The organism is Pseudomonas sp. S34, from assembly GCF_009866745.1.
Classification (GTDB): Bacteria; Pseudomonadota; Gammaproteobacteria; order Pseudomonadales; family Pseudomonadaceae; genus Aquipseudomonas; species Aquipseudomonas jessenii.
In genome coordinates, this window is record NZ_CP019398.1 from 2,247,290 (window position 1) to 2,261,140 (window position 13,851).

General features: G+C 58.7%; 14 protein-coding genes. 5 read left to right on the plus strand and 9 right to left on the minus strand.

Features of this window, described 5'->3' with window-relative positions; all coding sequences use genetic code 11:
• The first annotated feature begins 20 nt into the window (after positions 1 to 20).
• From PspS34_RS10045 to PspS34_RS10065, 5 genes are all read left to right on the plus strand, one after another.
• On the plus strand, positions 21 to 911 hold the full coding sequence (locus tag PspS34_RS10045; RefSeq protein ID WP_150812748.1) for a LysR substrate-binding domain-containing protein: 891 nt from the start codon (positions 21 to 23) through the stop codon (positions 909 to 911).
• Positions 912 to 927: 16 nt separating this feature from the next.
• Positions 928 to 2,307, plus strand: coding sequence for a threonine synthase (gene thrC, locus PspS34_RS10050; RefSeq protein WP_154860561.1), 1,380 nt, complete (start codon positions 928 to 930; stop codon positions 2,305 to 2,307).
• Between the two features lie 22 nt (positions 2,308 to 2,329).
• Positions 2,330 to 2,767, plus strand: coding sequence for an Lrp/AsnC family transcriptional regulator (locus tag PspS34_RS10055; RefSeq protein WP_150812750.1), 438 nt, complete (start codon positions 2,330 to 2,332; stop codon positions 2,765 to 2,767).
• 176 nt (positions 2,768 to 2,943) lie between these two features.
• Entirely contained in the window at positions 2,944 to 3,993 is a 1,050-nt protein-coding gene (locus tag PspS34_RS10060; protein ID WP_154860560.1) for a homoserine dehydrogenase, read from the plus strand.
• A gap of 4 nt (positions 3,994 to 3,997) precedes the next feature.
• Positions 3,998 to 5,410 (plus strand): aldehyde dehydrogenase family protein, encoded by a 1,413-nt coding sequence (locus PspS34_RS10065; protein WP_154860559.1) that lies wholly within the window; start codon positions 3,998 to 4,000, stop codon positions 5,408 to 5,410.
• A gap of 587 nt (positions 5,411 to 5,997) precedes the next feature.
• On the opposite strand, the gene PspS34_RS10070 is transcribed toward PspS34_RS10065, so the two are convergent.
• The 9 genes from PspS34_RS10070 to PspS34_RS10110 all read right to left on the minus strand — a co-directional run bounded on the left by PspS34_RS10070 (position 5,998) and on the right by PspS34_RS10110 (position 13,605).
• Positions 5,998 to 6,339, minus strand: a complete 342-nt coding sequence (locus PspS34_RS10070; protein WP_150812753.1) for a hypothetical protein — start codon at positions 6,337 to 6,339, stop codon at positions 5,998 to 6,000.
• A gap of 247 nt (positions 6,340 to 6,586) precedes the next feature.
• The gene (locus PspS34_RS10075; RefSeq protein WP_154860558.1) at positions 6,587 to 7,402 is read right to left on the minus strand and encodes a CoA ester lyase; all 816 of its coding nucleotides are present in this window, start codon (positions 7,400 to 7,402) and stop codon (positions 6,587 to 6,589) included.
• Positions 7,399 to 8,241 (minus strand): MaoC family dehydratase N-terminal domain-containing protein, encoded by an 843-nt coding sequence (locus PspS34_RS10080; RefSeq protein ID WP_154860557.1) that lies wholly within the window; start codon positions 8,239 to 8,241, stop codon positions 7,399 to 7,401. Before PspS34_RS10080 ends, PspS34_RS10075 begins: the two co-directional genes overlap by 4 nt.
• A gap of 25 nt (positions 8,242 to 8,266) precedes the next feature.
• Positions 8,267 to 9,226, minus strand: a complete 960-nt coding sequence (locus tag PspS34_RS10085) for an FAD-binding protein (protein WP_154860556.1) — start codon at positions 9,224 to 9,226, stop codon at positions 8,267 to 8,269.
• Positions 9,227 to 9,991 carry an electron transfer flavoprotein subunit beta/FixA family protein gene (locus PspS34_RS10090; RefSeq protein WP_154860555.1) on the minus strand — a complete coding sequence of 255 codons (765 nt, stop codon included), beginning with the start codon at positions 9,989 to 9,991 and terminating at the stop codon, positions 9,227 to 9,229.
• A 37-nt stretch (positions 9,992 to 10,028) separates the two neighbouring features.
• A complete protein-coding gene (locus PspS34_RS10095; protein ID WP_174245510.1) occupies positions 10,029 to 11,231 on the minus strand; it encodes a CaiB/BaiF CoA-transferase family protein in 1,203 nt (400 codons plus the stop codon).
• Positions 11,232 to 11,251: 20 nt separating this feature from the next.
• The gene (locus PspS34_RS10100) at positions 11,252 to 12,415 is read right to left on the minus strand and encodes an acyl-CoA dehydrogenase family protein (RefSeq protein WP_150812759.1); all 1,164 of its coding nucleotides are present in this window, start codon (positions 12,413 to 12,415) and stop codon (positions 11,252 to 11,254) included.
• A gap of 66 nt (positions 12,416 to 12,481) precedes the next feature.
• Complete coding sequence (locus tag PspS34_RS10105) at positions 12,482 to 13,078, minus strand: thiamine pyrophosphate-dependent enzyme (protein ID WP_150812760.1); 597 nt, start codon at positions 13,076 to 13,078, stop codon at positions 12,482 to 12,484.
• Complete coding sequence (locus PspS34_RS10110; protein WP_007896342.1) at positions 13,066 to 13,605, minus strand: thiamine pyrophosphate-binding protein; 540 nt, start codon at positions 13,603 to 13,605, stop codon at positions 13,066 to 13,068. Before PspS34_RS10110 ends, PspS34_RS10105 begins: the two co-directional genes overlap by 13 nt.
• Positions 13,606 to 13,851 lie beyond the last annotated feature (246 nt).

Here is a 13,851-nt window from a genome sequence, read left to right on the forward strand (position 1 = left end):
GCGTCATTGAGGTTCAGACCATGAAGCAAAAGACGTTACCCCCATTGAACTGGTTGCGGGCATTCGAGGTGTCCGCCCGTTGCCTGAACTTCACCCACGCTGCCGAAGAACTGTTTTTGACTCAGGGTGCAGTCAGTCAGCAAATCCGCCAATTGGAAAGTCATCTGGGTGTGGCGCTGTTCAAGCGTTTGCCCCGTGGCCTGGGGCTGACCGAGGAAGGTCAGGCCTATCTGCCGGTCGTGCAGGATGCAATCACTCGACTGGCGGTGGGGACCAACGAGATTTTTGGCCAGCACAAACGCCGGCCGATCAAGGTGCGCGGCAGCCTGGCGTTTTTCGTGCACTGGCTGGCGCCCAAACTGGTGGATTTTCGCCAGGCCCATCCACAGGTCGACATCCGCTACATCAGCAACATCTGGGTCAAAGAACTGGATGGTGAGGACGACATGGAAATTCGCTGGGGCCATGGTCAATGGCCCGGCCTGGTGTCGCAGCGCCTGACTTGGGACACCTTGTTTCCGGTCTGCTCGCCAGCCCTGATGGCGAGTTCGCCGCTGACGGTGCCGGCGGACGTGGCGCACCATCCGTTGTTGCATGTCCTGGGTTACGAAGAGGGTTGGGGTTACTGGTTGAACATGGTCGGTGCAGACACCGTCGATTCGTCGACCGGCATGCAGTTTGACACACTGATTTCCACCTTGCGTATGGCCGAGTTGGGACAGGGGGTTGCCCTGGCCCGGTCCTCGATGGTTGAAGAGATGCTTCAGGACGGTCGACTGGTCGAGCCCTTCGACCAGCGCATCGAGGCCAGTGAGTCTTTTTACCTCGTACGCGGTTCCGGGGCCGACCAGCACCCCGACGCGGTCATGTTTTCCACCTGGCTGGTCGAGCAGGCACATCGTTTCAAATGAATGGCCGGAGCCAACCATGCACTATGTAAGTACCCGAAATTCGGCTGTTAAGGTCAATTTCGAAAGGGTCGTGTTGTCTGGAATTGCCGAGGACGGTGGGTTGTTCGTGCCGCTCGAACTGCCGCTGTTCAAACCACAGGACATTGCCAACTGGTCGACCTTGCCCTATGACGAACTGGCCTATCGGGTGATCAGTCCGTTTGTTGGCGAGACGATCTCCGAGACAGACCTCAAATGCATGCTCAAGGAGGCTGGCAGCCAATTCAGCCATCGGTCCCTGGTACCTTTGCATCAGGTAGATCGCAACGAATGGGTGTTGGAGCTGTTCCATGGACCGACCCGTTCCTCGAAGGATTTTGCCGCCCAGTTGCAGGCACGGCTGGTGCAATATTTTCTGCGCAAACGCGGGCGTCGCGCGGTGGTGCTCGGTGCCACCAATGGCGACACCGGACTTGCCGCCATCGAGGCATTCAAGCACGGCGACGAAACGGACGTGGTGGTGTTTTACCCGGAGGCAGGTGTACCGCAAGACCAACTCCAGCACCTGCAAGCGGTGGCGCATCCCAAGGTTCATCAGTTCGCAGTGAATGGCAGTTTCGACGAGTGCCAGGCCATCGTCACCCGGCTGTTCCTTCAGTGGCCGTACACGCAGCACGAGGCGATCAGTTTCAACTCCAGCAACTGGGTCAGTGTGTTGGCGCAACTGGTGTTTTATTTCCACGCCGTGCTGCAACTGGGGGGCGGTCAGCGTCCGATTGGTTTCAGCGTGCCAGCCGCGAGTTTTGCCGAGGTCTATGCCGGCTACATCGCGCAGAAAATGGGCTTGCCGATCACTCAGATAATCGTTGCGACCAACCAGAATGACGCGTTGCATCAGTTGTTTCTGAAGAACCACTACTCCAGGTTGCGAGCCAACAAGACCTTGTCGCCGGCCATGGACCTGTCGATCTTTTCTAACCTGGAACGTTTTCTCTGGGAACTCTACGGGCATGACGATCAGGCCGTGAGTGCTCTGATGGCAGCGTTCGAATCCAGCGGCGAGATGACCATCGCCAACGAGTTCTGGTTGCAGGCTCGGATGATCATCGACTCTTACGCGGTCAGTGATGAGGAGACACTGAAGGAAATTACCTCGCTGTATCGTGACACCGGTTACGTCATCGACCCGCATACCGCCACCGGCGTCCTCGCGGCCAGGTTGTATCGTCGAAGCCTGGTGGCGCCGATGGTTACCCTGGGGGAAATCTCGCCGGCCAAATCGGCGGTGCTGCTCGGCGAGCTGGGGGTCAGCACGCCAGCGCAACACCGTCCGGTCCCGGCGCAAGGGCCGGAGCAGCTTTACCGGATTCAACCGGACGACCTCGATACCATCCATCAGCTGCTCGGCGCGCTGTGAAGGCGCGACAACAGGAGGCCAAGTGAAGCGAATTCTGGACCCTCTCGATGAACACATCATCGCGGAACTGCGGCTCAATGCCCGGGCTGCCCACGCCGAGCTGGCGGCGAAGGTCAACCTGTCGCGCAATGCCGTGCGCCAGCGCATTGAACGGCTTGAGCGCGACGGGGCGATACAGGGTTATACGGTACGCACGGGGGAGGGGCGGCAAGCTTCTTCGAACATCAATGCGGTGATTTTCGTCTACCGCTACGACCGCATGCGTGGCGCGGAAGTGCTGCAGGCCCTGCGGGCAATACCGGAAGTCATTCAGTGCGATGTGATGAGTGGCGAGTTCGATCTGATGCTGCGGGTCGGCGCTGCCAGTCCGGAGCGGGTGCATAAGGTCTGGAATGAGATCTGCGCGTTGCCCGGGGTGGAAAACACGGTGACCTCATTCGTGCTGTCGTCCGTCGTCTAACCCCTTTATCGCTCTGAAAAAAGCCAACCTGTGTTGGCTTTTTTTATGCTTGGCGTTTTGCCCGGGTGCTGGTCAAAACGCCCACAAAATAGAGCAAATTGGCCTATTTCACTGCCCTGGTCGTGCCCCTAACCTAGAGCCCAACAACCCATCACCCGGATCAAGGGCATAAAAAAATGACTGAATACAAATTGGCGCTGGTTGGCTTTGGCGGTGTTAACCGGGCATTGGCTCAGCTGATTGCCGAACGTAACGAACAGTGGAATACAGAACTGGGTTTCACCCTGAAAATCGTCGGCGTGACTGACTTGTTTCTCGGTTCGGTGATTGGCCGCGAAGGGCTGGACGCCAGTGCTCTTGCCCAATTGCCGGCAGTCAAAGGTGCATTGGCGCAACTGTCGGGTGGCGACGTCACAGCCCTCAATGAAACGGTGATCAAGGATTGCGGCGCGGACATTATTGTTGAAGCCACGTTTACCAACCCGGTGGACGGTGAACCGGCGACTTCGTTCTGCCGTTGGGCGCTGGAGGGCGGCCAGCATGTCGTCACCACCAACAAGGGCCCCATCGCCTTGCACGGCGCCGAGCTCAAGGCACTGGCTCGACGCAAGCATGTCGCCTTTGAATACGAAGGCTCGGTCATGAGCGGCACGCCGGTTATTCGCCTGGCCCGGCAGGCACTGGCAGGCAGCTCCATTGTCGGTTTTGAAGGTATTCTCAATGGCACGTCCAACTTCGTGCTCACCAGCATGGAAGGCGGCCTGGGGTTTGCCGAGGCCGTTGCCAAGGCCCAGGCGCTGGGTTACGCCGAAGCCGACCCGACGGCGGATGTCGAGGGTCATGACGTACGCCTCAAGGTGGTGATCCTGGCGAATGAACTGTTGGACGCGAAGCTTACGGTCAGCGACGTCACGTGCAGCGGCATTTCGTCCCTCAGCCTTGGCGACATCGAAAAGGCCCGGCAGGACGGCGCTCGCTGGAAGCTGATCGGGTCGGCGATGCGCCATGCCGACGGCTCGATCAGTGCCAGTGTCGAACCGCGGCTGTTGAACAATGACCATCCGCTGGCCAGTGTTGGCGGTGCAACGAACGCGGTGTCGTTTACCTCCGAACTGCTCGGTGCGGTGACGGTTTCGGGACCGGGAGCCGGGCGCACGGAAACAGCGTTTGCGCTGCTCTCGGACATCATCAGCATCCATCAATCCATTGCACGCAACCAGGAGTAAACCTGTGAAATTATCGCGCCTGGTTCTGGATATCGTGGAGTCGCCCATTGAAGTCTTTAACGCCTATGACGGTTCCGTCATCGGTAGCGTAACGAATGTCTGTGCGTCGCAAGTTCCGCAGTTGTTGGAGACGGGACGCAGTGGTACACGAGCATGCGCCGCATTAGCGCGTCATCGTCGGGCTCGCATTCTTGAGCAAGCCGCAATCAATATTGAACGTGATGCCGGAGTGTTTGCCAGGCTGATCGTCGATGAGGCCGGAAAGACCCTCAAACAGGCGGAAAAGGAGGTCAAACGCTGCGTCAACACCCTCAAGCTATCGGCCGAGGAGGCCAGGCGCAATGCTGGGGAGGTGGTGCCTTTCGATGCTTATGAAGGCTCCGAATCGCGTCAGGGCTGGTTTTCTCGCGAGCCCTTGGGCCTGATCGTCGCGATCACGCCGTACAACGATCCGTTGAACCTGGTGGCGCATAAACTCGGTCCGGCCATTGCGGGCGGTAACGCGGTGATTCTCAAACCATCCGAGCTCGCGCCATTGTCGGCGATTAAACTGGTGTCTTATCTGGTCGCAGCAGGCTTGCCTGAATCAGTGGTTACAGTCGCCACCGGCGGCGCAGAACTGGGCAAGGCGTTGGTCGCCGCCCGTGAGGTGCGGATGATTTCCTTCACCGGCGGTTTCGTCACCGCAGAGCAGATTGCCCGCACGGCCGGGTTGAAGAAACTGGCCATGGACCTGGGCGGCAATGCGCCGGTAATCGTCATGGGCGACTGCGACCTTGAGGCCGCTGTCGAGAGTTGCGTGTCCGGCGCCTTTTGGGCAGCGGGGCAGAACTGCGTAGGCACTCAGCGCTTGCTGATTCAGGCGTCGATTTATGAAGCGTTCCGAGAGAGTTTTGTCAGTCAGGCCCGTGCGCTTGTGGTCGGCGATCCATTACTGGCCGTTACCGATATCGGCCCCATGATTACTTCGCAAGCCGCGCAGAATGCCGAGCAAGTGGTCAACGAGGCCTTGCAAGAGGGCGCCACGTTGCTCTGCGGCCATCGGCGTGAAGGATCGTGCTATGCCGCCACCGTGTTGGAAAACGTCGATCACTCCAGTCGACTCTGGCGCAATGAAGTCTTCGCTCCTGTGGTGGTATTGCAGCTTTTCGAAACCTTCGATGAAGCCATTGCGTTGGCCAATGAGCCCGAATACAGCCTGCATGCCGGGATCTTCACCAATGATCTGGCTACGGCGATGAGCGCCGCACGGAGGATCGAAGCCGGGGGCGTGATGATCAACGACTCTTCCGACTACCGCTTCGATGCGATGCCGTTTGGCGGTTCCAAGTACGGTAGCCTGGGCCGGGAAGGGGTGCGTTTTGCCTACGAGGAAATGACCCAACCCAAGGTGGTGTGCCTTAACACGTTGGGTTAGTCGATTCGCGGTAAATGGATCAGCTCGTATGGCATTGGGTCGGTTTGGTCACCTGCCCAATGCGTTTTACTGAATGGGGAGAAGAAGTTGAATATTTCCACTGAGCTGGATAATCGCCAAAAAAGCGTCTGTTGCGTTCTGGAGGGCGGGGGGCGGTGAGATCTGAAGAATGACGACTTCTGGCCGCTTTGTGCATGTCGTGGCCGACCGAAATCGAACCGCAGCTGGCAGCAAAGCTTTGAGGGGACAGTATTAAAGAGTCTTCCCAGTGTGGGCGTACGAAGGGTCATAAAATTCGAGGACGGCACTGACCTGATCAACCTGAGTACCAGCGGATTGGCCTTTGCGAATCTCACTGTTGGAGAGCAGAACGGTGAGGCCGTCATAACCGTCACTGACCAGCCGGGTGTGGGAAGCATCACCTTGACCGGTGTCCCACAGGCAGCCATCACCGAGGCGGACTTCGCCTTTACCTGAGTAATCGGCGCATGCTCACGCCAGGTGATGGCGTGAGCATGCCGAGGAAAAGGGGAGGTATTTCCTTGCTCCGAATGTGCTCGGAGGTGACTTGTGGCGGTTGCGATGATCTATGCCTGAATTCCTATGTCACCCTGTGCAGCTTGTAACGCTCGCTCCTCGGTCAGCGGCGTTAAAGTTGGTTGCGCGTTGCTGGCGTGCAAGTAAAGAAAGTAGTGCCCTGAATCGTCCAGCAATACCCGGCACAGTTCTGATGGCCGAAAGTTGTTACCGATATAAATACTTTCCTTGAGGATCTCGAAAGACTTGATCCCATGCTGTCGCATAGTCGTTTCAAAGGCTTCGTAAAGACCCTCTCTGCGGCGTAGATTGTTTCGAGCATTTAGCTTGAAAAAAACCACCATCAGCACGGCATAGCTGATAAGGAGTATCACAAGGGCGCTAGTCCGCATGCGTGGAGCTCCATGTCCTCTCAATCGCTGTGCATCTCAGTGTAGGCGCGTTCCTGGTGGAGTTTAAGGGAAGGCACGCATCAAAAAATTCTCATAAGGGTCAGGCGAGTCTTTTTCGGACTCGCCCATCTTTTATTTGGCGACAGGTCTCGCCGGGCTTGGCGATTGGCTGGTTGATAGTGACGGTCCAGCCATACGGTCCGTGCGTTACAAAATTCGCGTACGGTGCAAGAGCGCTGCCGTTGAGTCAGGTCGCGCGCGCCAGGATGGCCTGCGCACGGCCAATGACAGGCGCGTCGACCATTTGCCCATCGAGCACGAATACACCTTCACCCGAACCGGCGGCGTCCATGATGCGTTGTGCCCAAAGCAGTTCCTCCAGACCGGGTTTTAGCGCTTGATGGATAATCGCCACTTGGCTCGGATGGATACATAACGCGCCACCAAATCCCATGTCGCGGGCAAACTGAACGGTGCTGTGCAGGCCGACGGTGTCCTGTATGGAAGGAAACACGCCATCCAGCGCCGGAGCGAGACCGGCCACCCGAGTCGCGAGCAGTACTGCGTATCGAGCGTGACTCAGGATCTCTTCGGCGGCAGGACTGCCGGTGGTCAAGTTCAGGTCCAGGCCCAGATCAAGGCTTCCGAACGACAAGCGTTCAACGCCCTGGGCCTGGGCAATCGCTTGGAGTTCGGCCAGGCCCTTGGCGCTTTCGATGATGGGCCAGATCGGTTTTTGAGTATTGGCGCCCGTGAGAACGTGCTCCGCGCTTTCTGCTTTGGGTAGCAAAATACCGATCACGCCAGCGTGTCGTCGACAAAGCTCCAGATCCGCCATGTGGGCCCAGTGATCCGGAGCATTGACCCGCACCAGAATCCGGGCTTGCGGATTGTCACTCAAGAAGCGCTCCAGGTTATCCCTCGCCTGTTCCTTGAGGTTCTCCTGCACGGCATCTTCCAAATCAACAATGACCCGGTCCGCACCGGTAGCGATGGCTTTGGGTATGCGCTCCGGACGAGTGGCCGGGACAAAAAGGGCGGAGCGAACAATGGAGGTATTCATGGTGTTTCTCCCGCGCTGAACTCGACTTCGCCGATCTGCGCCGTGCCGTCCTGATTACCTGCCCAGAGCTGTGCCTTGCCGCTATCAATCAGGCGTCCGCCGACCTCGAAAGGCTTAGGCGAAATCAAGGGACGGACGCCACGGAAGGTGAAGCGCTTCAAGCGCGCGTTCGGGTGCGCTTTGGTAAACGCGCGCAAATTCAGCGTGGCGATCAAAGGACCATGCACCACCAATCCCGGGTAACCCTCGGTCTCTGTGACGTATGGCCAGTCGTAGTGAATCCGGTGGCCATTGAAGGTGACGGCGGAGTAACGGAACAGCAAGGTCGGGGAAGGGACGACCAGGTCCCGCCATTGGCCTTCCGGGATCGCCTCGGTGCCGCTCAGTTTGGGTGGAGTGGGTTCCCGATAGACAATGTCCTGCTCATCCTGCAGGGCGCATTTGCCATCCTGAAAATACTCATGGCGCACCGTGACGAACAACAAGGAACCCGTGCGCCCGTGCTTCTCTTCGACGTTGAGGATGGTTGACACACAGGTCACGTCAGCCTCCACCTTCAACGGCTGGTAAAACTCAAGTCGACTACCCGCCCACATGCGATTGCGGTTGTGGGCGGGCGGCAGGAATCCCCCGAGCGCCGGATGACCGTCCGGACCCAGTTCGTCGGCGGTAACCGGTTCCTGAAAAAACGCCCAGTGCCACAAAGGCGGCAGCGATTCACCCGACCGGGGTGCCGGCTCGCCCAACGTCGCGGCAATACGTTTGACCAAAGTAAAACTGATCCGGTCCTGGCTTTCCTGACGACGTCCAATCCAGGCTGAAAAATCGGAACTGCTCATATTTATCGCTCCTGTCAGTCGGCAATCAGGCCAGGGCGGCCATTTCTGGAATCGCTTCAAACAAGTCCGCCACCAGTCCGTAATCGGCCACCTGGAAGATCGGCGCTTCTTCGTCCTTGTTGATCGCAACGATCACTTTGGAGTCTTTCATACCGGCCAGGTGCTGGATCGCGCCGGAGATACCGACGGCGATGTACAGCTGTGGAGCAACGATCTTGCCGGTCTGACCGACCTGCATGTCGTTGGGTACAAAACCTGCGTCGACCGCGGCGCGCGATGCACCGACGGCAGCGCCCAGCTTGTCGGCCAGGGCGTACAGGTGTTTGAAGTTGTCGCCATTCTGCATGCCGCGACCGCCGGAAACGACGATCTTGGCAGCGGTCAGTTCCGGACGATCGGACTTGGCCAGTTCTTCGCCAACGAAGCTTGCGATGCCAGCGTCGTGGGCAGCGCCAATAGCTTCAACAGCAGCGGAGCCACCAACAGCTGCAACCGGGTCGAAACCGGTGGCACGCACGGTGATCACCTTGACCGCCGCGTTCGACTGAACGGTAGCGATGGCGTTACCGGCGTAGATCGGACGCTTGAAGGTGTCGGCGCTTTCAACCGAGATGATCTCGGAGATCTGGTCAACGTCCAGGGCAGCGGCAACGCGCGGCAGGATGTTTTTGCCGTTGGACGTGGCGGCAGCCAGGATGTGGCTGTAGCCCGCAGCCCCTGCTTCTTGAGCGAGAGCAGCAACCAGAGGAGCGACGTTTTCCGGCAGCTGGTGCGCGTAGGCAGCGTTGTCAGCTACCAATACTTTGCTCACGCCAGCGATTTTCGCAGCGGCTTCAGCCACGGCACCCACACCCTGGCCAGCGACTAGAACGTGGATGTCGCCACCGATTTTGGCGGCAGCAGCAACGGTGTTCAGCGTGGCCGGGGCCAGCACTTTGTTGTCCTGCTGGTCGGTTGAAAAGTCAGCAATAACCAGGATAGCCATTCAGATCACCTTCGCTTCGTTCTTCAGTTTCTCGACCAGTTCAGCCACCGACTTGACCTTGATACCCGCGCTACGTGCAGCCGGCGCTTCGACTTTCAACGTCTTGTTGGTGGAGGCGGTGGAAACGCCCAAAGCATCCGCAGTCACTACTTCGAGAGGCTTCTTCTTGGCTTTCATGATGTTTGGCAGAGACGCATAACGCGGCTCGTTCAAACGCAGGTCGGTGGTGACGATCGCCGGCAGTTTCAGGGAAACTGTCTGCGCGCCGCCGTCGATTTCACGGGTCACAGCTACGCTGTCGCCGCTGATTTCGACTTTCGAAGCGAACGTGCCCTGACCGTAGCCGCTCAATGCAGCGAGCATCTGGCCAGTCTGGTTGTTGTCGCTGTCGATGGCCTGTTTGCCAAGGATCACCAGCTGAGGCTGTTCCTTGTCGACAACAGCTTTCAACAGTTTGGCAACGGCCAGGGAAGTCAGGTCTTCGGCGGACTCGACGAGGATGGCGCGGTCGGCACCCAGAGCCAGCGCGGTGCGCAGTTGCTCTTGAGCGGTGGACGGGCCTACGGATACAACGACGATTTCAGTCGCAACGCGCCCTTCTTGTATAGAGAGTTCTTTCAGGCGCACGGCTTCTTCCACGGCGATTTCGCAGAACGGGTTCATCGACATCTTGACGTTGGCGAGGTCGACGCCAGAGTTGTCGGCTTTCACGCGAACTTTCACGTTGTAATCGACCACTCGTTTCACAGCTACCAGGATCTTCATTGGGCAGTGTTCTCTCGAAAAACTTTGATCGTTGCCGTCAGATGGCACCGGTGGCACGCATTTGTTCAATGCGCTCTGCCCCCAGTCCCAGCTCCTTGAGCACTTGTTCGGTGTGTTGGCCAAGTCCTGGCACGGCATCCATGCGAGGTTCGAACGCACTGTTACTGCCGGGCGGGACCAGGCTCGGAACGGGGCCAGCAGAGGTTTCGACTGCTCGCCAGCGATCACGGGCCTGAAGTTGTGGATGGTCCCAGACGCCTTGCATATCGTTCACCCGGGCGTTAGCGATTTGCGCGTGGTCCAGGCGATCAATCACCGCATCGAAATTGAGCATGGAGAACGACTCAACGATCAATTCCCGTAGCACATTGCGGTTTTCGACACGTTTGAAGTTGGCCGAGAAACGCGGGTCTTTGGCCAACCCGGGCGCAAGCAGCACCTTCTCGCAAAACAACTGCCATTCACGCTCGTTCTGCAAACCCAGCATCACCGTGGTGCCGTCACCGACAGGGAAGGGACCGTAGGGGTAAATGGTGGCGTGTGCAGCGCCGGCGCGAGGGGGCGGAGGAGCTCCGTCATAGGCGTAGTACATCGGGTAGTTCATCCACTCGACCAGGCTTTCGAGCATCGAAACGTCGAGGTGGCTGCCTTCACCGGTGCGTTCACGCAACAACAGCGCAGACAGGATGCCGGTGTAGGCGTACATGCCGGCCGCGATATCGGCAATTGAACAACCGGCCTTGGCCATTTCTTCCTCGCCCTGGCCGCCGGTGACCGACAGGAATCCGCCTTCACTCTGGATCAGCAGATCGTAGGCTTTCTTCTTCTCGTAGGGGCCACCGGCGCCATAGCCTGAAATGTCGCAGACGATCAGGCGCGGAAAACGCTGGTGCAGCACCTCGAATGACAGCCCCATTCGCGCGGCCGCACCGGGCGCCAGGTTCTGCACGAGCACATCGGCGGTGGCCAGCAAACTGTCCAGCACGTCGGCGGCACAATCCTGCTTCAGGTCGAGGGTCAGGCTTTCTTTTGAACGATTGGTCCAGACAAAGTGCGAGGCCAGACCGTTGACGCGTTGATCGTAGCCCCGGGCGAAATCGCCTGTGCCTGGACGTTCGACCTTGATCACCCTTGCGCCGAGATCGGCCAGTTGTCGGGTACAGAAGGGCGCGGCAATGGCATGCTCAAGGCTGACGACGGTAAGGCCATCGAGCGGACGGATGCTTTTGGGCTGGCTCATGATTTTTATCTCTCTTGTTATCAGAAAGAGCGCGGCAGCTCGAGCAGGTGTTCGGCAACGTAGGACAAGATCAGGTTGGTAGAGATGGGCGCTACCTGATACAGACGGGTTTCGCGGAATTTGCGTTCGACGTCGTATTCGCAGGCAAAGCCGAATCCTCCGTGGGTCTGCAAGCAGGCGTTAGCCGCTTCCCAGGACGCTTTCGCTGCCAGGTACTTGGCCATGTTGGCGCTGGCCCCGGCGTTGATGCCGCTGTCGTATTCTTCGCAGGCACGCCAGCGCATCAGGTCAGCCGCTTCGATTTCGATGTGGGCTTCGGCGATGGGGAACTGCACGCCCTGGTTCTGCCCGATAGGGCGCCCGAACACCACACGGTCTCGGGCATAAGCACTGGCCTTTTCGATAAACCAGCGACCGTCGCCGATGCATTCGGCAGCGATAAGTGTGCGTTCGGCATTCAGCCCGTCGAGGATGTACCGGAAGCCTTTGCCTTCCTCGCCGATCAGGCTGTCAGCGGGGATTTCCAGGTTGTCGAAGAACAGTTCGTTGGTTTCGTGATTGACCATGTTGGCGATCGGCTGCACGGTCATGCCGTTGCCGATGGCCTCGCGCAGGTCGACCAGAAAGATCGACATGCCTTCGGACTTTTTCTTCACCTCGGCCAAGGGCGTAGTGCGCGCCAGCAGGATCATCAGGTCGGAATGCTGGATTCGCGAGATCCACACTTTCTGCCCGTTGATCACGTACTTGTCGCCGCGTTTGATCGCGGTGGTCTTGATCTTGGTGGTATCGGTGCCGGTGGTGGGCTCGGTCACACCCATCGATTGCAGGCGCAGTTCACCGTTGGCCAGTTTCGGCAGGTAGTAGCTTTTCTGTGCCTCGCTGCCATGACGCAGCAGGGTGAACATGTTGTACATCTGCCCGTGAACGGTGCCGGAGTTGCCGCCACAGCGGTTCACTTCTTCGAGGATCACCGAGGCCTCGGCCAGCCCGAGGCCGGAGCCGCCATATTCGACAGGAATCATCGCAGCCAGCCAACCGGCGTCGGTCAAAGCCTTGACGAAGGTTTCCGGGAAGCCTTTTTCTTCGTCGACTTTGCGCCAGTAAGCGGCATCGAATTCAGCACACAAGGCGCGTACGCCTTCGCGGATGGCATTGAGTTCATCAGAGTTGCGGTCGGTCATTATTATTCTCCTCAACGCGTCACGCATGGCATCAGCCCTGCGTGACCGGGTTCGGGTAGGGCGCAATCAGATCGGGTTGAAACCCAGCGCAGCACGAAAGCGATTTTTGACGTAGTGACCATCACGGGGTGGCAGCACCCGGGGTGGGTTTTCTGCTTTGATCTTGATCGTCGCGAGCTTGACGCCGTCACGGGTAGCGAAGCGTTCGCGCAGGTCGTGTACGCCTTCCATGTCGCGAATTTCGTCGGTCCAGCTGAAGCCGCAAGTCTTCGCCACCTGGTCCAGGGAAATACCGAAACCGGCGTGGCTGACTTGCATGCCGGTCTCACCAAAGTGACCGTTGTCCAGCACTGCGATGGTCAGGTTGGCGGGCTTCTGCAGTGCTACCGTGGCCAGTGCGCCGAATCCCATGAGTAACTCACCGTCACCGGTGACTACCACCACCGACTTGTCCGGCTGGGCATTCGCCAGGCCCAGGCCGACCGTTATTGCGCTGCCCATGGCAGCCCAGAGGTAATAATTCAGATCATGGTCGCCGGCGGCCATGACGTCATAAGACGCTGAGCCCAGACCGGTCACGACCAGCACATCTTTGCGGTCGGCCAGCAAGGCCTTGACCACTTCGCGGCGGCACAGGGTGTGGTTTGCGCTTACTTGACCCATTTCTTTTCTCCAATCAGGCGCTGACCGAGCAGCAGGGCAGTGGCGGAATCACCGTTGAAGGCCATGGTCGCGGCACCGTGCAGCAGCGGGGCGACGTCTTCCGGGACATCTGCGCGCCAGGTCATGACCTTCATCAGGTTCAGGGAGGCTTCGGTGGCCTGGCCCATCGGGTTCTGCCACGCGTTGAATTCGGCCCAGTCGCCGCGCATGGTGACCACCATCAACAGCGGGAAGCCGGCACATACCTGAAGTGCCAGGGTGTTGATGCAGTTGCCGACACCACTGGACTGCATCAATAGGGCGCCGCGCTCACCGCCGAGCCAGGCGCCGGCGAGGTAGCCGATGCCTTCTTCTTCGGTGGTGAGGACAACGGCCTTGATGTCCGGGTCGGCATACGACATGCGGATGGCCGCCGAGTGACCTGCATCCGGTACGAAGACCACGTGTTTGACGTCGTGGGCCTTGAGCACGCGGAATACATCCTCCTGCCAATCCTGTCCCACGGTTTGTTCAGCTTCTGTTGACATGCCCATCTCCCAAGCAGTGCTGCTTTTGTGTTTTCACACATTCTGGGAGTGCTGAAGGAGAACGACGACTACCGTTTTTGTCTTTGAGATATGCCCGTTTTATATAGCTGGACGGTGAATGCATGGCGCAGTGGCGAACTGCGATAACCACAAAGTATGGGAAGGGCAAAGGTGCTGAGCCTGGGCGCCTGGCCATAGCATTTGGGCATATCAGCTAGAGCGTGATCCGCTCTTATTGACGGGGTG

Bases quoted from the DNA above. Each gene is read 5' to 3' on its own strand.
- PspS34_RS10060 (WP_154860560.1), top strand. From the start codon at position 2,944: ATGACTGAATACAAATTGGCGCTGGTTGGCTTTGGCGGTGTTAACCGG.
- PspS34_RS10080 (WP_154860557.1), bottom strand. From the start codon at position 8,241: ATGAGCAGTTCCGATTTTTCAGCCTGGATTGGACGTCGTCAGGAAAGC.
- PspS34_RS10100 (WP_150812759.1), bottom strand. From the start codon at position 12,415: ATGACCGACCGCAACTCTGATGAACTCAATGCCATCCGCGAAGGCGTA.
- PspS34_RS10095 (WP_174245510.1), bottom strand. From the start codon at position 11,231: ATGAGCCAGCCCAAAAGCATCCGTCCGCTCGATGGCCTTACCGTCGTC.
- PspS34_RS10070 (WP_150812753.1), bottom strand. From the start codon at position 6,339: ATGCGGACTAGCGCCCTTGTGATACTCCTTATCAGCTATGCCGTGCTG.
- PspS34_RS10075 (WP_154860558.1), bottom strand. From the start codon at position 7,402: ATGAATACCTCCATTGTTCGCTCCGCCCTTTTTGTCCCGGCCACTCGT.
- thrC (WP_154860561.1), top strand. From the start codon at position 928: ATGCACTATGTAAGTACCCGAAATTCGGCTGTTAAGGTCAATTTCGAA.
- PspS34_RS10045 (WP_150812748.1), top strand. From the start codon at position 21: ATGAAGCAAAAGACGTTACCCCCATTGAACTGGTTGCGGGCATTCGAG.
- PspS34_RS10105 (WP_150812760.1), bottom strand. From the start codon at position 13,078: ATGGGTCAAGTAAGCGCAAACCACACCCTGTGCCGCCGCGAAGTGGTC.
- PspS34_RS10090 (WP_154860555.1), bottom strand. From the start codon at position 9,991: ATGAAGATCCTGGTAGCTGTGAAACGAGTGGTCGATTACAACGTGAAA.
- PspS34_RS10085 (WP_154860556.1), bottom strand. From the start codon at position 9,226: ATGGCTATCCTGGTTATTGCTGACTTTTCAACCGACCAGCAGGACAAC.
- PspS34_RS10110 (WP_007896342.1), bottom strand. From the start codon at position 13,605: ATGTCAACAGAAGCTGAACAAACCGTGGGACAGGATTGGCAGGAGGAT.